The following is a 17,683-nucleotide window of genomic DNA, read 5'->3' on the forward strand; positions in this document are numbered from 1 at the left end:
ACGCTACGAAAGGCGGGGGAGCGGCTTCTCGACCCGGCCGTACAAGAATCGGGGGTCGAATTTGGAACGCGATCAGGCGGCGCGGGCCTCGAGCTCGGCCGCGGTGCCGATCGAGGGCAGCGACGCGGCATCCGCCTCGGACTCGGGCACGACCACCGGGTCGGCCCACACGACGAGCGGTGCGGGCTCCCAGCTCAGGGCGAGCGGGGCGTCCTCGGCCGACACAACGACGGCGACCGCCTCGCGTTCGTCGAGCACCGTGCGCGTCAGTTCGGCCGCGATCTGGTGCGTGAGCATCGCGTGGAAGATGCGGTCGGTGTCGTCGTCGGTGCGACGCACGAGGGCCCATGAGCCGCCGGGGCCGATGAACTCCGAGAGCTTCGCATTGAGGAGCTCGAAGAGGTGCTCGCCGCGGAGGTCGGCCGCTGTGGGACGCGGCGCGGGAGCGGCGGCGTGGGCGGCGGCTTCGGCTGCGAGCCTCGCACGGCGGCGCCAGCGGCGGAACATCGGAGGCCCCTCTCGGTGGTACGGACCGCACGTTCAGGGTCGTCGTACGGCAGTGCTCTTTCAGTCTGTGCCCTCGGTTCGCGGATCACCGGTGACACGCCGCGTTCGCCGGCATGGGCGTTCGGGCCGAAACGGAGGAAGGCCTCCGGAGAAGATGCTACTCGGTCAGCTCGGCGCGCTTCGTCTCGTCGGCGACGGTGCCGATGGCGATCGCCATGCTCGCAGCCCACGACACCCACATGAGCAGGAGGCGCCAGTCCCTGGGTCCTGCAACGGTCGCGCGGACGACCCCGATTCCGCTGAAGATCGCACTCAACACGGCTCCGCTGAAGAGGTACTTGCGCATGCCGCCACGCTACCGGTTGGTGACGAAGGGCTGTGAGTCATCCGTGAATCTGACCGATCGTGCAGGATCTGACCGATCGGTCAACTAGCGTCGACGGCATGCCCACCGACACCCAACCGACGACACGCGTGCGCGCGGCGGACGAGCTCAAGCAGGTCGCCCTCGAGCAGTTCGCCACCGTCGGGTTCGCCGGAACCTCGCTGCAGCACATCGCCGACCACGCCGGCTACTCCAAGTCGAGCGTGCTCTACCACTACGCCTCGAAGGAGGCGCTGCTCGAGGCGGCGATCGAGCCCGCCATCAGCGAGTTCGAGACGGTGCTCGACGAGTTCCTGTCGAGCACCGATCGCGCACGTCGCGCCCGGCTCGTCGACCGGGTCGTCGACATGCTGCTCGAGCACCGCGAGGCGGTGCACGTCTTCCTCATCCAGGGGCCGAGCCTGTCGGAGCTCCCGATCATCGCGCGCGCCAACGCCTCGGTTCGTCGGCTCGCGGTCGCCATCGGCGAGGAGCGCGAGAGCGTGACCGACCAGGTGCGCTTCGGCATCGCGCTCGGCGGCGCCGCATTCCTCCTCACCGCGGGCCGCACCTTCGCCGACGAGGACACGCTGCCCGCCGACGATGAGCTGCGCGACGCGCTGCACGCCGTGCTCGGCGAGCTGCTCGCGCCGTCCCACCGCCCGCGCCCGACCGCCAACGACTGAGAGACTCCCGTGGCCCTCCTCCTCCACCGCATCGGACGATTCGCCTTCCGGCGCGCCTGGCTCGTGCTCGCCGGGTGGGTGGTCGCCCTCGCCGCCCTGCTCGGCGCCGGCATCGGCCTCGGCGGCCAGCTCCAGGAGTCGTACGCGATCCCCGGCACCGAGTCCCAGCAGGCGATCGACCAGCTCGCCGCCGTGTTCCCGCAGACGGCGGGCGCCTCGGCGAAGGCCGTCGTCGAGGTGCCCGACGGGGCATCCGTCGAGGACCCCTCGTACACCGCCGCCATCGAGGACATGGAGACGGCGCTCGAGGACGTCGACGGCGTCGCGAGCGTGCTCGGCCCGTTCGACGAGTACGCCGGCGACCAGGTCTCCGACGACGCGCGGACGGCCTACATCCAGGTGCAGTTCGACGGGCCGTCGACCGAGGTGACGCAGGAGTCCCTCGACGCCGTCCTCGCCACCGGCGACATCGGCCGCGACGCCGGGATGCAGGTCGCCTTCGGCGGCGAGGTCTTCCAGGACCAGACGTTCGGCCTCACGATCACCGAGGCCATCGGCGTGCTCTTCGCGGGCGTCGTGCTCATCATCACGTTCGGCTCGCTGCTCGCGGCCGGCATGCCGCTGCTCACCGCCCTCGTGGGCGTCGGCGCCGCGTTCGGCGGCATCTCGGTCGTGGCGGCGTTCGCGCCCGTGTCGAGCACCGCGCCGATGCTCGCGGTCATGATCGGCCTCGCGGTCGGGATCGACTACGCGCTGTTCATCCTGTCCCGGCATCGAACGCAGCTCGCCCGCGGCATGGATCCGCAGGAGAGCGCGGCCGAGGCGGTCGCGACCGCCGGCGGCGCCGTCGTCTTCGCGGGCATGACGGTCATCATCGCGCTGCTGGGCCTGCTCGTGGTGGGCATCCCGTTCCTCAGCGTCATGGGCGTCGCGGCGGCGTTCGCCGTGCTCATCGCCGTCATCGGCGCGACGACCCTCCTGCCCGCACTGCTCGGGCTCGCGGGCAAGCGCCTGATCCCGAAGCCGGGCAGCCGCGCGTACCGCCGCGCCGTCGCCGGCGACGAGGGCGGGAAGAAGACCATGGGTCGCCGTTGGGTCGACACCGTGCTGAAGGCGCCGATCGTCTTCGTGCTGCTCGTCGTGGGCCTGCTCGGCGCGGCCGCGATCCCCGCCGCGAGCCTCGACCTCAACCTGCCCTCGGGGGCCGGCGAGGAGGGCTCGAGCCAGCGCGAGGCGTACGACATGATCGCCGACGGCTTCGGCCCCGGCTACAACGGACCGCTCGTGGTGACCGTCGACATCACGCAGACGACCGACATCATGGAGGACCTCGACGCGATCGGCGCGCGCCTCGCCGACGTCGACGGCGTCGCCTATGTCGGCCAGGGCATGCCCAACGCCACCGTCGACACGGCGATCATCCAGGTGATCCCCGAGAGCGCCCCCAACGACCCCGAGACGAAGCAGATCGTGCAGGAGATCCGCGCGCTCGACCCCGAGATCCAGGAGGACTTCGGCACGCCGATCGCCGTGACCGGCTACACCGCCGTCTCGATCGACATCTCGCAGCGCCTGACCGACGCGCTCGTGCCGTTCGCGCTCATCGTCGTCGGGCTGTCGATCATCCTGCTGCTCATCGTGTTCCGCTCGGTGTTCGTGCCGATCAAGGCGGCGCTCGGGTTCCTGCTCTCGGCGTTCGGTGCGATCGGCGTCTCGGTGGCCGTGTTCCAGTGGGGCTGGTTCGCCGACCTCATGCACATCGAGCCGGGGCCGATCCTGAGCTTCCTGCCGATCCTGCTCATGGCCGTGCTGTTCGGCCTGGCGATGGACTACGAGGTGTTCCTCGTGTCGGGCATGCGCGAGGAGTTCGTGAAGACCAAGGAGCCGCGCAGCTCCATCGTGCACGGGTTCCAGCACGCCGCCCGCGTGGTCACCGCCGCCGCGCTCATCATGTTCTTCGTCTTCTTCGCGTTCGTGCCCGAGGGCACGGGAGCGATCAAGGGCATCGCGCTCGCGCTCGCGATCGGCGTGGCGTTCGACGCCTTCCTCGTGCGAATGACGCTCGTGCCCGCCGCCATGGCGCTCGCCGGGCGCGGCGCGTGGTGGCTGCCGAAGTGGCTCGCGCGCATCCTGCCCGACGTGGACATCGAGGGCGAGGGCCTGCGCCACCACCTCGCCGAGAGCGAGTGGGCCGAGGCGGAGGACGCCGACGTGCTCGCGGACGACCTGCTCGTCGGCGACCCGGCCGACCCGATCGGGCCGCTCTCCGTGGCCGTTCGCCGCGGTGGCGCCCTGGTGGTGCGGGGCCGCGCGAACGAGCGCCGGCTCGTCGCCGCCACCCTGGCCGGCCGGGTCACGCCCGCCGGCGGCCGCCTCGCGGTGCTCGGTGCGCCGCTGCCCACCGACGCCGGCGCGGTCATGCGACGCGTCGCCGTGGCCGACTCGGCGACGGATGCCGCGCCCGGCGTGACCGCGGGCGACGTCATCGCCGCCCGGGTCGACGCGACTCGTGCGTGGTACCGCCTCGACTCCAGCCGGGCCGCCGTCTCCGCCGCCCTCCGCCGCGTCGCCGAGGCGCGCACCGCTACGGCCGATCCGCTCGCGTGGCGCACCCGTTCGCTCGACCCCGACGTCCCGTTCGCGTCGCTCGACCCGCTCGACCGCACGCTCGTCGCGGTGGCCGCGGCGCTCGCCGAGCAGCCCGGAGCCGTCGTCGTCGACCTCGACGACGCGTCTGGCCCCGCCGACCGGCTCTGGCCCGCGCTCGCGCGCCTCGTGCCCGACGGCGTGGTACTCATCGCCACCGTGCCGAGCGGCGCCGACTCCATCCCCGCCGTCGACGCGTTCGCAGCTCGCGGCATCCGCTCGCTCGACCTCGACACCGGCCCCGCCGGCATTCCCGATCTCGTCGCCCGCCCCCAGGAGGCACTCCGATGACCCGCCCCGACGCATCCGCCGCGCTCGCCGGCCCGACCCCCGGGCGCCGTCGCGGCCGTCGCGCCGCACTCATCGCCGCCGTCGTGGCCGTGCCGCTCGCGGTCGCGGGCCTCGTCGCCGGCGCGATCGGCGGCGCCGACGATCGCCTCGACGCGATCCCGGCCATCGTCGTGAACAACGACGAGTTCGTCACCATCACGACGCCCGACGGCGAGGAGCAGCCCGTACTCGCGGGTCGCCAGCTCGTCACCGAGCTCACCGGCGACGGGAACACCGGGTTCGATTGGACGATCTCGAACGACGAGGAGGCCGCGAAGGCCCTCGCCGACGGCGACGCGTACGCGGTGCTCACGATCCCCTCGGACTTCTCGGCCTCGGTGACCTCGCTGCAGGGCGACGCACCCACGACGGCGCAGCTCGACATCCGCACCGACGACGCCCACGGCTACCTCGCCGGCGTCATCGGCTCGACCGTCGGCGACGCGATCGCCACGACGTTCGGCACGGCGCTCACGACGCAGTACCTCGAGGGGCTCTACGGCAACCTCATCACGGTGGGCGGCTCGCTCGGCGACGCCGCCGACGGCGCGCAGCAGCTCGCCTCGGGCGCGGACTCGCTCTCGTCGGGACTCGGCCAGCTCGCCTCGGGCGTCGGCGCTTCAGCGTCGGGCGCCTCGGACCTCGCGGGCGGGCTCGACCAGCTCGCCGGCGGCGTGGGATCCGCCGCCTCGGGCGCGTCGCAGGCCGCGACGGGCGCGTACGCCTACGCCGACGGCGTCGACCAGTACACGGCGGGCGTCGACGGGATCGCGGGCGGGCTCGGTGATCTCGCCAACCAGACTTCGCAGCTCGGAGCGCTCGGCACGGGCATCGTCGACTACACCGGAGGCGTGACGCAGCTCTCCGGCGGGTACGACCAACTCGAGGTCGGCCTGCTGCAGCTCATCGACTCGAACGTCGCCGCCACGGCTGCGGCCATCGGGCAGCCCGACGCCACGTGCGCGACCGATCCACTGCCCGTTCCGCTCGAGGGACTCTGCGACCTCCGCGGTGGCGTCGTCGACACGGGCGACGGGCTCACCACACTGTCCGACAGCGGAGCGCCCCTCGCGGCGGGCGGCGCCGGCCTCGGCGCCCTCCAGGGCGGCATCGCCCAGCTCGCGGGCGGCGCGTCGCAGCTCTCGGGCGGCTCCGCCCAGCTGCGCACCGGCGCCGACGGCCTCGCGTCGGGCGTCGACGGACTCGCTGGCGGGCTCGGCCAGCTCGAGTCCGGTGCGTCGGGCGCGGCATCCGGCACGACCCAGCTCGCCGACGGCCTCACCCAGCTGCAGTCGGGTGCGCAGGCGTCGGCGAACGGCGCCTCCCAGCTCGCCGGCGGCACCGGCGAACTCGCCGACGGGCTCGCCAAGGGCGCGGAGGGCACGTCGTCGCTCGACGACATGGACGCCGCCGCGACCGCCGACGTCGTCGCGAAGCCGGTCACGTCCGAGTCGACGCGCGACAACGAGATCACGTCGATCGGGCAGGTCGTCGCGATGCTGCTCGGACCCATCGGCCTCTGGCTCGGCGCGATGGCGCTGTTCCTGATCTGGCGGCCGTTCTCGCGCGAGGCGCTCGCCAGTACCGCGCCGACCGCGCGGATCGTCGCGCGCACGCTGTTCCGGGCCTCGCTGATCGGCATCGTGCAGGCCGTGGCGGTGGTGCTGCTCATGCACGCGGCGCTCGGCGTCGAATGGTCGCTGCTGCCGCAGACGTTCGCATTCTCAGTGCTGCTCGCGCTGTCGTTCATGGCCGTGCACGCGTTCCTGCACTCGTGGCTGGGGCGCGCGGGCACGATCGTGTCGCTCGTGCTCGTGGTGCTGCAGCTCGCGGCATCCGGCGGCCTCTACCCGCTCGAGGTCGTGAGCGGCCCGTACCAGGCGATCAGTCCCTTCCTCCCGCTCACGTGGGCCGTGCAGGGCATGCAGCTCATCGTGTCGGGCGCCGGCGGATCGGGCGTCTGGGCCGCGGTCGGCGCGACGGCGCTGTTCGGCGTGCTCGGCGCGCTCGGCACCGCGTTCGTCATCGCGCGGCGCCGAGCCGTGCGCTCGCCGGGCAGGCTCGCGGTCGCGACCGCCTGATCGGATGCCGCGCCGGCGCGGTCGCGTGCGCGATCCACGCCGGCGCGGCATCCGCCCGACGCCCCCGCTCCGCGGCCCCGCTCGACGCGCCTCAGCGGCGGTGGTTCGGCAGCAGCGCCTCGAGCGCGCGCCGCGACCGGGTCATCGCCCGGTGCCGGAGCGACTGGTGCGTGTGCCGACGGGCGAACTCGAGCGTCTCGCGGAGCAGGTCGAGCCGCTCCTGCTCGGTCTTCGCGCGGCGGGTGTTCACCTCGGCGATGATCGCGCCGTCCCAGCCGCGCGCGGTGAGCGCCTCGATCACCTCGGCGACGGGCTGGCGGCCGCGGCCGGGCAGGAGGTGCTCGTCGAACACCTGGCCGTCGCCGATCGCGCCCGATCCGTCGCACAGGTGCACGTGCCGCAGCCGCGAGCCGAGGTCGTTCGCGAACTGCAGGCTGTCGACGCCCGAGAGCGCGGCGTGCGAGAAGTCGAGCGTCACGGCGTCGCAGTCCATGACGCGCGGGTCCCAGCCGGGGGAGTAGGCCTTGAGGTTCCGGCCCGCCGCGCGCCACGGGAACATGTTCTCGACCGCGATCTCGACGCCGTGCCGCGTCGACGTCTCTCTCACGATGTCGAGGAAGCCGGCGGCGTATCCCGCCTGCCAGCGGAACGGCGGGTGCACGACGACCGTGCCGGCGCCGAGGGCGGTCGCGAGCTCCGCGGTGCGGGTGAGCTTCACGCCGGGATCGCGGCCCCAGACGAAGTGGGTGAGGAGCAGCACGGGCGCGTGCACCGACAGGATCGGCAGCGCGTAGCGCCGTGAGAGCTCGAGCAGCGGCTCGGCCTGCTGCGTCGCCTCCTCCTGCGTGACCATGACCTCCACGCCGTCGAAGCCGGCCAGCTTCGCCAGGCGGAAGGCGTGCTCGGACTCCAGCGGATAGACGCACGAGGTGCTCATGCCGACGCGGATCATCAGGGCACGCAGTCTAGTCCCGCGACCCGCAGGCGGGGAGGGCGGGGAGGGCGGCTGTTAGCCTGAACGAAGCGCCGAGGAGGGACATCCGCCGACATGCACGCCCCTGAACCGACACGCGACGACCTCTACGTCGACCACGTCTACGACATGATCGTCGTCTCCAACCGGCTCCCAGTGGACTACGAGCTGGGGCCCGACGGGCAGATCCGCTGGAAGAGCTCGCCCGGCGGGCTCGTCACCGCCCTCGAGCCGGTCATGCGGGCCGCTGACGGCGCGTGGATCGGGTGGACGGGCGTCGCCGACCGCGAGCTCGACCCGTTCGAGCACGACGGCATCTCGATCATCCCCGTGGCGCTGTCGTCGCAGGACCTCGAGGAGTACTACGAGGGCTTCTCCAACGACACGATCTGGCCGCTCTACCACGACGTCATCGCGCCGCCGTCGTTCCACCGCGAGTGGTGGGATGCGTACGTGCGGGTCAACCGACGCTTCGCTGAGGCCGCAGCGCGCGCGGCATCCGACGGCGCCGTCGTCTGGGTGCAGGACTACCAGCTGCAGCTCGTGCCGCGGATGCTGCGCGAGAGCCGCCCCGACCTCGTGATCGGGTTCTTCAACCACATCCCCTTCCCCGCCTACGGCATCTACTCGCAGCTGCCATGGCGCCGCCAGGTCATCGACGGACTCCTCGGCGCCGACGTGATCGGCTTCCAGCGGGCGGCCGACGCGGGCAACTTCTCGCGGGCGGTGCGTCGGCTCTTCGGCTACTCCACTCGCGGCACCGTCATCGACGTGCCCGAGCCCGACGGCGGGAGCCGCCGGGTGGTCGCCCGGCACTTCCCGATCTCGATCGACGCCGCCGGGTTCGAGGAGATCGCCCGCCGACCCGAGGTGCAGGCGCGCTCGCGCGAGATCCGCGAGAGCCTCGGCAACCCCGAGACGATCATGCTCGGCGTCGACCGGCTCGACTACACCAAGGGCATCCGGCACCGCATCAAGGCGTTCGGCGAGCTGCTGCACGACGGCCGGCTGAAGGTCGAGGACGCCACGCTCGTGCAGGTCGCGAGCCCGTCGCGCGAGCGCGTCGAGACGTACCGGCAGCTCCGCGACGAGATCGAGCTCGCCGTCGGACGCCTCAACGGCGACTACTCGACGCTCGGCCACCAGGCGATCGCGTACCTCCACCACGGCTATCCGCGCGAGGAGATGGTCGCCCTCTACCTCGCCGCCGACGTCATGCTCGTGACGGCCCTGCGCGACGGCATGAACCTCGTCGCCAAGGAGTACGTGGCGTGCCGGTTCGACGACGACGGGGTGCTGCTCCTCAGCGAGTTCACCGGGGCATCCGACGAGCTGCGGCAGGCCGTGCTCGTGAATCCGCACGACATCGAGGGCCTGAAGGACGCCATGGTCGAGGCGGTCCGGATGCCGCGGCGCGAGCGCGCCCGTCGCATGCGGGCCCTCCGCAGGCGGGTGCGCGAGAACGACGTCGCGAACTGGTCACGGTCATTCCTCGAGACGCTCACCGGCGCCGGGATCATCGCCCGTGGCGTGCCCGACCCGCTCATGGCCGCGGTCACCCGGCTCGCGGGCACCGAGCGCCTCCTCGTCGCGCTCGACTTCGACGGCACGCTCGCCCCCATCGTCGAGCGCCCCGAGGACGCGCGCGCAACCGAGCGCGCCCGCGCGGCGATCGAGCGCCTGGCCGGCGCCGACGACACTCGCGTGGCGATCGTGTCGGGTCGCGCGCTCGACAGCCTCGGGGAGGTGGCGAGCCCGCCCACGGGCACGCTCCTCAGCGGCTCGCACGGGGTGGAGCTGAAGCTCGACACGGGTCCGATCCAGATCGACCTGCGCGACACCGAGCTCGAGAAGCTCGACCGGCTGACCGAGATCGTCGAGGGCGTCGCCGACACCAGCCCCGGCGCCTTCATCGAGCGCAAGCCGGCCGGGCTCGCGCTGCACACGCGGCGCCTGAAGGGACCCGAGGGCAGCGCGCTGCAGCAGGACGCCCGCGAGCAGGTCGCCGCGGAGCTCCTCGGCATCACGGTTCGCACCGGCAAGGCCGTGCTGGAGTTCGCCGTGCGGGCGAGCGACAAGGGCGAGTCGCTCAGCCGGCTGCGGCAGCACGTCGGCGCGACGGCCGTCATCTACGTGGGCGACGACGTCACCGACGAGGACGCGTTCGCGACGCTCGACGGCGACGACGTCGGCGTCAAGGTCGGCCAGGGCAAGTCGATCGCGACCTACCGCGTGCGCAGCCCCGAAGACGTCGCCGAGCTGCTCGAACAGCTCGCCGATGCGCGGGACGCGGCGCGCCAGGGCGACTCGCGCTGGCCATAGACTCGAATGCATGCCCGAGTTCGATCCCAAACCGCGTAGCCGCACCGTCACCGACGGCATCGAAGCCATGACCAGCCGCGGGATGCTCCGCGCCGTCGGCATGGGCGATGCGGACTGGGACAAGCCGCAGATCGGCATCGCGAGCTCCTGGAACGAGATCACGCCGTGCAACCTGTCGCTCGCCCGCCTCGCGCAGGCGGCGAAGGAGGGCGTGCACGGCGGCGGCGGCTACCCGCTGCAGTTCGGCACGGTCTCCGTGTCCGACGGCATCTCGATGGGCCACGAGGGCATGCACTTCTCGCTCGTCTCCCGCGAGGTCATCGCCGACTCGGTCGAGGTCGTCATGCAGGCCGAGCGCCTCGACGGCTCCGTGCTGCTCGCCGGCTGCGACAAGTCGATCCCCGGCATGCTCATGGCCGCCGCCCGACTCGACCTCGCCTCCGTGTTCCTCTACGCCGGCTCGATCGCCCCCGGCTGGGTGCGCCTCTCCGACGGCACCGAGAAGGACATCACCATCATCGACTCGTTCGAGGCGGTCGGCGCGGTGCGCGCCGGCACCATGAGCGAGGCCGACGCGAAGCGCATCGAGTGCGCGTTCGCGCCCGGCGAGGGCGCCTGCGGCGGCATGTACACCGCCAACACCATGGCGTCGGTCGCGGAGGCGCTCGGCCTCTCGCTTCCGGGCTCGGCGTCACCGGCATCCGCAGACCGACGTCGCGACTACTACGCGCACCGCTCGGGCGAGGCCGTCGTGAACCTGCTGAACAAGGGCATCACCGCGCGCCAGATCCTCACCAAGGAGGCGTTCGAGAACGCCATCGCGGTCGGCATGGCGCTCGGCGGCTCCACCAACATCGTGCTGCACCTGCTCGCCATCGCCCGCGAGGCCGACGTCGAGCTCACCCTCGACGACTTCAACCGCATCGGCTCGAAGGTGCCGCACATCGGCGACCTCAAGCCGTTCGGCAAGTACGTGATGAACGACGTCGACCGCCGCGGCGGGCTCCCCGTGCTCATGAAGGCCCTGCTCGACGCCGGGCTCATGCACGGCGACGCGCTCACCGTCACGGGCAAGACCCTCGCCGAGAACCTCGCCGAGATGGACATCCCGCCGCTCGACGGCGAGGTGCTGCGCACGCTCGACAACCCCATCCACGAGACCGGCGGGCTCACGATCCTGCACGGCTCGCTGGCACCCGAGGGCGCCGTCGTGAAGACCGCCGGCTTCGACGCCGCCACGTTCGAGGGCCCCGCACGCGTGTTCGAGCGCGAGCGCGCCGCCATGGACGCGCTCACCGCGGGCGAGATCAAGCACGGCGATGTCGTCGTCATCCGCTACGAGGGCCCCAAGGGCGGTCCGGGCATGCGCGAGATGCTCGCGATCACCGCCGCCATCAAGGGCGCTGGGCTGGGAAAAGATGTACTACTCTTGACGGACGGTCGATTCTCCGGCGGCACAACCGGCCTGTGCATCGGCCACATAGCACCCGAAGCGGTGGACGCAGGTCCCATCGCCTTCGTGCGCGATGGTGATCTGATACGGGTCGATATCGCAGCTCGTTCCATCGACCTACTGGTCGACGATGCCGAGCTGGCTGCCCGCCGTGAAGGCTGGGCTCCGCTTCCTCCGCGCTATACCCGTGGCGTCCTCGCGAAGTACTCCAAGCTCGTGCGCTCCGCCGCCGAAGGCGCCACGACGGGCTGAGTGCTGCGCCTCACCGCATTTCCACCGTCCACCAGAACAGGAACCGAATGACCACGGAATCAACGCCCGTGCCTTCGCCCGCCCCCGTGCCGTCCGGCGCCCCGGTGGAGATCACCGGTGCCGAGGCGGTCGTCCGCTCGCTCGAGCTGCTCGGCATCACCGACGTCTTCGGGCTGCCCGGCGGTGCCATCCTCCCCGTCTACGACCCGCTGCTCGACAGCCGCAAGCTGCGCCACATCCTCGTCCGGCACGAGCAGGGCGCCGGCCACGCGGCCGAGGGCTACGCCTCGTCGTCGGGCAAGATCGGCGTCGCCATCGCGACGTCGGGCCCCGGCGCGACGAACCTCGTCACCGCCATCGCCGACGCGCACATGGACTCCGTGCCGCTGCTCGCGATCACCGGCCAGGTGTTCTCGAACCTCATGGGCACGGATGCCTTCCAGGAGGCCGACATCGTGGGCATCACGATGCCCGTCACCAAGCACTCCTTCCTCGTGAAGCGTGCGGAGGACATCCCCGCGACCATCGCGGCGGCGTACCACATCGCCTCCACCGGACGCCCCGGCCCCGTGCTCGTCGACATCACGAAGGACGCCCAGCAGCAGCTGGCGCCCTTCCGCTGGCCGCCGAAGGTCGAGCTGCCCGGCTACCGCCCGATCACGAAGGCGCACGGCAAGCAGGTCGCCGCCGCGGCGCAGCTGCTCGCCGAGTCGAAGCGCCCGGTGCTCTACGTGGGCGGCGGCGTCATCCGCTCGGAGGCGTCGGCCGAGCTGCTCGAACTCGCCGAGACCACGAAGGCGCCCGTCGTGACCACCCTCATGGCGCGCGGGGCGTTCCCCGACTCGCACGAGCAGCACCTGGGCATGCCCGGCATGCACGGCACCGTCCCCGCGGTGCTCGCGCTCCAGGAGGCCGACCTGCTCGTCGCGCTCGGTGCTCGCTTCGACGACCGCGTGACCGGCAAGGCCGCGCTCTTCGCGCCGAACGCCAAGATCGTGCACGTCGACATCGACCCCGCCGAGATCTCGAAGATCCGCACGGCCGACGTGCCGATCGTGGGCGACCTCAAGGACGTCCTCGTCGACCTCTCGGCCGCGTACCGCGAGGCGACGGCCACGACCACGCCCGACCTCGACGAGTGGTGGGCCACGCTCGACGGGCTCCGCTCGGAGTTCCCGCTCGGCTTCGTGCCGACGTCCGACGGCCTGCTCTCGCCGCAGTTCGTGATCTCGCGCATCGGCGAGCTGACCGGCCCCGAGGGCGTCTACGCCGCTGGCGTCGGCCAGCACCAGATGTGGGCGGCGCAGTTCATCAAGTACGAGCGCCCCAACTCGTGGCTGAACTCGGGCGGCGCGGGCACCATGGGCTACGCGGTCCCCGCGGCCATGGGCGCCAAGGTCGCCCAGCCCGACCGCGTCGTGTGGGCGATCGACGGCGACGGCTGCTTCCAGATGACGAACCAGGAGCTCGCGACCTGCACGCTGAACGACATCCCGATCAAGGTTGCGGTCATCAACAACTCCTCGCTCGGCATGGTGCGCCAGTGGCAGACGCTGTTCTACGACGGCCGCTACTCGAACACCGACCTGAACACGGGCCACGACACCGTGCGCGTGCCCGACTTCGTGACCCTCGCCGAGGCCTACGGCGCGCTCGGCATCCGGGTCACGAAGGAGGAGGAGGTCGACGCGGCGATCAAGCTGGCGCTCGAGACGAACGACCGTCCCGTCGTCATCGACTTCGTCGTTTCGGCCGACGCCATGGTGTGGCCGATGGTGCCGCAGGGCGTGTCGAACAGCTACGTGCAGTACGCCCGCGACCACTCGCCGGCGTTCAGCGAGGAGGAGGACTGATCATGTCGACCCACGTGCTCTCCCTCCTCGTCGAGGACAAGCCCGGCTTGCTGACCCGCGTCGCGGGACTGTTCGCGCGACGCGGCTTCAACATCGAGTCCCTCGCCGTGGGCCACTCCGAGATCGACGGGCTCTCCCGCATCACGGTCGTGGTCGACGTCGAGGAGCTGCCCCTCGAGCAGGTGACCAAGCAGCTGAACAAGCTCATCAACGTCATCAAGATCGTGGAGCTCGACCCGGCGCAGTCGGTGCAGCGAGAGCACCTGCTCGTCAAGGTGCGCGTCGACAACGCAACCCGCTCGCAGGTGCTCGAGGCCGTGAACCTCTTCCGCGCGCGCGTGGTCGACGTCTCGACCGACGCGCTCGTGATCGAGGTCACCGGCGACTCCGGCAAGACCACCGCGTTCCTCAAGGTGCTCGAGCCCTACGGCATCAAGGAGATCGCCCAGTCGGGCCTCCTCGCGATCGGACGCGGAGGCAAGTCCATCACCGAGCGCGTCTTCAAGAACTAGCAGAACCGGTCGCTGAGCTCGTCGACCCTTCGACGGGCACAGGGACCGAAAGCGACCAGGGGCCCTTCGACAAGCTCAGGGACCGGAACAAGGAGAAATGAACAGCATGGCTGAGATCTACTACGACAAGGACGCCGACCTCTCGCTGATCCAGGCGAAGAAGGTCGCCGTCATCGGCTACGGCTCGCAGGGCCACGCGCACGCGCAGAACCTCCGCGACTCCGGCGTCGAGGTCGTCATCGGCCTCAAGGACGACTCGAAGTCGAAGCCCAAGGCCGAGGAGGCGGGCTTCGAGGTGAAGAACGTGGCGGATGCCGCGGCCTGGGCCGACGTCGTGGTCATCCTCGCGCCCGACCAGTTCCAGCGGCACATCTACGCCGAGTCGGTCAAGGACAACCTCGCCGAGGGCAAGACGCTCGTCTTCGGCCACGGCTTCAACATCCGGTTCGGCTACATCGAGGCGCCCGAGGGCGTCGACGTGATCCTCGTCGCGCCGAAGGCGCCGGGCCACACCGTCCGTCGCGAGTTCGTCGCCGGCCGCGGCATCCCCGACATCATCGCGGTCGAGCAGGACGCCTCGGGCACCGCGTGGGACCTCGCGAAGTCGTACGCCAAGGCGATCGGCGGCACCCGCGCGGGCGTCATCAAGACGACCTTCACCGAGGAGACCGAGACCGACCTCTTCGGCGAGCAGTCCGTGCTCTGCGGCGGTGTCTCGCAGCTCGTGCAGTACGGCTTCGAGACCCTCACCGAGGCGGGCTACCAGCCGCAGATCGCCTACTTCGAGGTGCTCCACGAGCTGAAGCTCATCGTCGACCTCATGTGGGAGGGCGGCATCGCCAAGCAGCGCTGGTCGGTCTCCGACACCGCCGAGTACGGCGACTACGTGTCGGGCCCCCGCGTCATCGACCCGAGCGTCAAGGAGAACATGAAGGCGGTGCTGGCCGACATCCAGGACGGCACCTTCGCCAAGCGCTTCATCGCCGACCAGGATGCCGGTGCTCCCGAATTCCTCGAGCTCCGCGCCAAGGGCGAGCAGCACCCCATCGAGGTCACCGGTCGCGAGCTCCGCAAGCTCTTCTCGTGGACGCAGGTCGACGACGACGACTACGTGGACGGCGAGGTCGCTCGCTGACGCCTCCGGTGGTCGAGTAGCGCCCGCCGCAGGCGGACGCGTATCGAGACCGTTCGACACGACACCCGCACGGCGGGGTCGGCTTCGGCCGGCCCCGCCGTCGGTGTTGAGGGCCCCTCATCTCATGCGCGAATGAGCAGAGGGAACCCCTTGTCACGGGGGTATGCGGCGTGATCGCATGTGGTCCCATGACCCGAACTGCACACACCCACCCCGAACCCTCTCCACGCTGGTGCTCCTGCGCCGCACCCGACGACGAGGTCGAGACGACGACGTCCGGCCTCACCCGTCGCAACGTGCTGGTCGGCGCATCCGCTGCCGGCGTCCTGGCGGCGGCCGGCTGGCCGACCGCCGCCAACGCCGCGCCCGGTCCCGATTCGCTGACCATCACGATCATGGGCACGTCCGACCTGCACGCCAACGCCGTGAACTGGGACTACTACAAGGACGCCACGTACAGCGACAGCGCCGGCAACGCCATCGGCCTCGCTCGCGTGTCGAGCGTCGTGAACCAGATCCGCGCCACGCGGGGGCGCGACCGCACGATGCTCTTCGACGCCGGCGACACCATCCAGGGGTCGCCGCTGGGGTTCTACTACGCCCTCGTCGACCCCGTGAACACGTCGGGTGCCGTCCACCCGATCGCGGCGCAGATGAACGCGATCGGCTACGACGCCGTCGCGCTCGGCAACCACGAGTTCAACTACGGGCTCGACTTCCTCGACTACTGGATCTCGCAGATGGACGCCGACGTCCTCGCCGCCAACGCCGTCCGCGCCGGCACGAAGGTGCCCGCGTACACGCCGTACACGATCAAGACGATGAAGGTGCCGGGGCGGCCGCCGCTCCGGGTGGGCGTGCTCGGCCTCACCAACCCCGGCGTCGTGATCTGGGACAAGGCCAACGTGAGCGGCAAGCTCGAGGTGCAGGACCTCGTCGAGGCCGCGGCGCGCTGGGTGCCCGTGATGCGCCGCGCCGGTGCCCACGTCGTGGTCGTGAGCGCCCACTCGGGCGACAGCGGCCGCTCGTCGTACACCGGCGACCTTCCCGTCGAGAACGCGGCCGCGCTGGTCGCCGAGCAGGTGCCCGGCATCGACGCGATCCTGTTCGGCCACGCGCACGTCGACGTGCCGCAGCGCATCGTGAAGAACCTCGCGACCGGCCGCGAGGTGGTGCTCAGCGAACCGAAGAACTGGGGCCAGCGGCTGAGCGTCTTCGACCTCACGGTCGAGTACGCGAAGGGCAAGTGGGCCGTCACGTCGGGATCGTCGACGACCGTCAACACGAACACCGTCGTCGACGACCCGGCGCTCGTCGCCGTGGTGCGGGCCCAGCACGACGCCGTGGTGCGCTACGTCAACACCCCGGTCGCCGTCTCGACCGAGGCGATGTCCGCGGCTGAGGCGTGCTGGAAGGACACGGCGATCCTCGACTACGTGAACGCCGTGCAGACGGCGACCGTCGCGGCCGCAGTTGCGGGCACTCCCGAGGCGGCGCTGCCGATCGTGTCGATCGCGGCACCGTTCAACCGGGCGGCGACCTTCCCGGCCGGGCAGGTGACGATCAAGGACGTCGCGGGACTGTACATCTACGACAACACCCTGCTCGCGTCTATCTTGACGGGCGCCCAGATCAAGGACTACCTCGAGTACTCGGCGAAGTACTTCGCGGTGGTCGCGCCCGACGCACCGGTCGCGCCGGCGACGTGGACGAACGCGGGCAGCACCCCCGACTACAACTACGACCAGTTCTCGGGTGTGGAGTACGGCGTCGACATCTCCCAGCCGGTCGGCTCGCGCATCGTGGGGCTGTCGTTCGACGGCGCTCCGGTGGCCGCCGACCAGCGGTTCCTCGTCGCGGTCAACAACTACCGGCAGTCGGGCGGTGGCGGGTTCCCGCACATCCAGGGCGCGCCGGTGGTCTACAACGCCCAGGTCGCGATCCGCGAAGCCATCGTCTCGTACGCCTCGGCGGCGGGGACGATCGATCCGGCAGACTTCCACGTCGAGAACTGGCGGCTCGTCCGGAACGGGACGCCCGTGTTCTGATCCGTCGTGCCGCGGCACCACGGCGGGGTCGGCTCCGGCCGGCCCCGCCGTCCGCATTCCCGGGCGACCGGGTGCATACGTCGCGCATACCGGTCGCGAGACGGCTGCATACCGCGGCATCCGATGGTGGATGCATGAACACCACCACCGCACTCACCCGCCTCACCGCCGCCGCGGCCGCCGCCGCGCTCGCGGTGACCGTCATCGGATCCGCCGGCGCCGCGAGCGCCGCCGAGGCCGACGCCAACGCCGCCCGGATCGTCCGTCCCGTGACCTCGCCCGCCATGCATCGGGAGCTCGTGCGCGAGTCCGCGCTCCGCTACGTGAGCGAGCTCGAGGTCCGCCACGACATGGCCGTGGGGACCCTCCCCGAGACCGACGCGGCCGCACCGGTCCACGACGACCTGAGCCCGCTCGGCGGTCGATGACCGATTCCCGGTCGCGAGCTCGCGACCTCCACGCACCCCGGCGGGGTCGGCTCGGGCCGGCCCCGCTCCTTCCTGCCAGAGCGGTAGGTCGTG

Annotated in this window: 13 protein-coding genes; 10 read left to right on the top strand and 3 right to left on the bottom strand. The window is 71.3% G+C overall.

The features are described from left to right. Nucleotides 1–72: 72 nt before the first annotated feature. Both ACWGO8_RS15760 and ACWGO8_RS15765 read right to left on the bottom strand, forming a co-directional pair. Nucleotides 73–507, bottom strand: coding sequence for a hypothetical protein (locus ACWGO8_RS15760; protein ID WP_452043965.1), 435 nt, complete (start codon nucleotides 505–507; stop codon nucleotides 73–75). A 157-nt stretch (nucleotides 508–664) separates the two neighbouring features. Beyond that, complete coding sequence (locus ACWGO8_RS15765; RefSeq protein WP_452043966.1) at nucleotides 665–853, bottom strand: hypothetical protein; 189 nt, start codon at nucleotides 851–853, stop codon at nucleotides 665–667. A 98-nt stretch (nucleotides 854–951) separates the two neighbouring features. Here ACWGO8_RS15765 and ACWGO8_RS15770 point away from each other — a divergent pair, with 98 nt between their 5' ends. The 3 genes from ACWGO8_RS15770 to ACWGO8_RS15780 are packed head-to-tail and all read left to right on the top strand — an operon-like array spanning nucleotide 952 to nucleotide 6,614. Then, nucleotides 952–1,557 (top strand): TetR/AcrR family transcriptional regulator, encoded by a 606-nt coding sequence (locus tag ACWGO8_RS15770; RefSeq protein WP_452043967.1) that lies wholly within the window; start codon nucleotides 952–954, stop codon nucleotides 1,555–1,557. A 9-nt stretch (nucleotides 1,558–1,566) separates the two neighbouring features. Beyond that, complete coding sequence (locus ACWGO8_RS15775) at nucleotides 1,567–4,494, top strand: MMPL family transporter (RefSeq protein ID WP_452043968.1); 2,928 nt, start codon at nucleotides 1,567–1,569, stop codon at nucleotides 4,492–4,494. After that, nucleotides 4,491–6,614 (top strand): YhgE/Pip family protein, encoded by a 2,124-nt coding sequence (locus tag ACWGO8_RS15780; RefSeq protein WP_452043969.1) that lies wholly within the window; start codon nucleotides 4,491–4,493, stop codon nucleotides 6,612–6,614. The genes ACWGO8_RS15775 and ACWGO8_RS15780 overlap by 4 nt, the downstream gene beginning before the upstream one ends. A gap of 91 nt (nucleotides 6,615–6,705) precedes the next feature. Here the strand turns inward: ACWGO8_RS15780 and ACWGO8_RS15785 are convergent, their stop codons facing one another. Further along, entirely contained in the window at nucleotides 6,706–7,566 is an 861-nt protein-coding gene (locus ACWGO8_RS15785; protein ID WP_452043970.1) for a sugar phosphate isomerase/epimerase family protein, read from the bottom strand. Nucleotides 7,567–7,662: 96 nt separating this feature from the next. Between ACWGO8_RS15785 and ACWGO8_RS15790 the strand changes: the two genes are divergently transcribed. The 7 genes from ACWGO8_RS15790 to ACWGO8_RS15820 all read left to right on the top strand — a co-directional run bounded on the left by ACWGO8_RS15790 (nucleotide 7,663) and on the right by ACWGO8_RS15820 (nucleotide 17,590). Next, nucleotides 7,663–9,909: a bifunctional alpha,alpha-trehalose-phosphate synthase (UDP-forming)/trehalose-phosphatase gene (locus tag ACWGO8_RS15790; RefSeq protein WP_452043971.1), complete on the top strand. Its 2,247-nt coding sequence runs from the start codon at nucleotides 7,663–7,665 to the stop codon at nucleotides 9,907–9,909. 10 nt (nucleotides 9,910–9,919) lie between these two features. Next, on the top strand, nucleotides 9,920–11,614 hold the full coding sequence (gene ilvD / locus ACWGO8_RS15795; protein ID WP_452043972.1) for a dihydroxy-acid dehydratase: 1,695 nt from the start codon (nucleotides 9,920–9,922) through the stop codon (nucleotides 11,612–11,614). 47 nt (nucleotides 11,615–11,661) lie between these two features. Continuing rightward, entirely contained in the window at nucleotides 11,662–13,467 is a 1,806-nt protein-coding gene (locus ACWGO8_RS15800) for an acetolactate synthase large subunit (protein WP_452043973.1), read from the top strand. Between the two features lie 2 nt (nucleotides 13,468–13,469). After that, a complete protein-coding gene (gene ilvN / locus ACWGO8_RS15805; protein WP_376955185.1) occupies nucleotides 13,470–13,979 on the top strand; it encodes an acetolactate synthase small subunit in 510 nt (169 codons plus the stop codon). Nucleotides 13,980–14,085: 106 nt separating this feature from the next. Next, the gene (ilvC, locus tag ACWGO8_RS15810; RefSeq protein ID WP_376955184.1) at nucleotides 14,086–15,114 is read left to right on the top strand and encodes a ketol-acid reductoisomerase; all 1,029 of its coding nucleotides are present in this window, start codon (nucleotides 14,086–14,088) and stop codon (nucleotides 15,112–15,114) included. A 188-nt stretch (nucleotides 15,115–15,302) separates the two neighbouring features. Beyond that, a complete protein-coding gene (locus tag ACWGO8_RS15815) occupies nucleotides 15,303–17,162 on the top strand; it encodes a 5'-nucleotidase C-terminal domain-containing protein (protein WP_452043974.1) in 1,860 nt (619 codons plus the stop codon). Between the two features lie 134 nt (nucleotides 17,163–17,296). Continuing rightward, the gene (locus ACWGO8_RS15820) at nucleotides 17,297–17,590 is read left to right on the top strand and encodes a hypothetical protein (protein ID WP_452043975.1); all 294 of its coding nucleotides are present in this window, start codon (nucleotides 17,297–17,299) and stop codon (nucleotides 17,588–17,590) included. Nucleotides 17,591–17,683: the final 93 nt, after the last annotated feature.

The organism is Agromyces sp. NPDC055661 (assembly GCF_053618135.1).

Excerpts from the sequence above, each read along its gene's own strand:
- ACWGO8_RS15760 (WP_452043965.1), bottom strand. The coding sequence starts at position 507 with ATGTTCCGCCGCTGGCGCCGCCGTGCGAGGCTCGCAGCCGAAGCCGCC.
- ACWGO8_RS15765 (WP_452043966.1), bottom strand. The coding sequence starts at position 853 with ATGCGCAAGTACCTCTTCAGCGGAGCCGTGTTGAGTGCGATCTTCAGC.
- ACWGO8_RS15770 (WP_452043967.1), top strand. The coding sequence starts at position 952 with ATGCCCACCGACACCCAACCGACGACACGCGTGCGCGCGGCGGACGAG.
- ACWGO8_RS15780 (WP_452043969.1), top strand. The coding sequence starts at position 4,491 with ATGACCCGCCCCGACGCATCCGCCGCGCTCGCCGGCCCGACCCCCGGG.
- ACWGO8_RS15785 (WP_452043970.1), bottom strand. The coding sequence starts at position 7,566 with ATGATCCGCGTCGGCATGAGCACCTCGTGCGTCTATCCGCTGGAGTCC.
- ACWGO8_RS15790 (WP_452043971.1), top strand. The coding sequence starts at position 7,663 with ATGCACGCCCCTGAACCGACACGCGACGACCTCTACGTCGACCACGTC.
- ilvD (WP_452043972.1), top strand. The coding sequence starts at position 9,920 with ATGCCCGAGTTCGATCCCAAACCGCGTAGCCGCACCGTCACCGACGGC.
- ACWGO8_RS15800 (WP_452043973.1), top strand. The coding sequence starts at position 11,662 with ATGACCACGGAATCAACGCCCGTGCCTTCGCCCGCCCCCGTGCCGTCC.
- ilvN (WP_376955185.1), top strand. The coding sequence starts at position 13,470 with ATGTCGACCCACGTGCTCTCCCTCCTCGTCGAGGACAAGCCCGGCTTG.
- ilvC (WP_376955184.1), top strand. The coding sequence starts at position 14,086 with ATGGCTGAGATCTACTACGACAAGGACGCCGACCTCTCGCTGATCCAG.
- ACWGO8_RS15815 (WP_452043974.1), top strand. The coding sequence starts at position 15,303 with ATGACCCGAACTGCACACACCCACCCCGAACCCTCTCCACGCTGGTGC.
- ACWGO8_RS15820 (WP_452043975.1), top strand. The coding sequence starts at position 17,297 with ATGAACACCACCACCGCACTCACCCGCCTCACCGCCGCCGCGGCCGCC.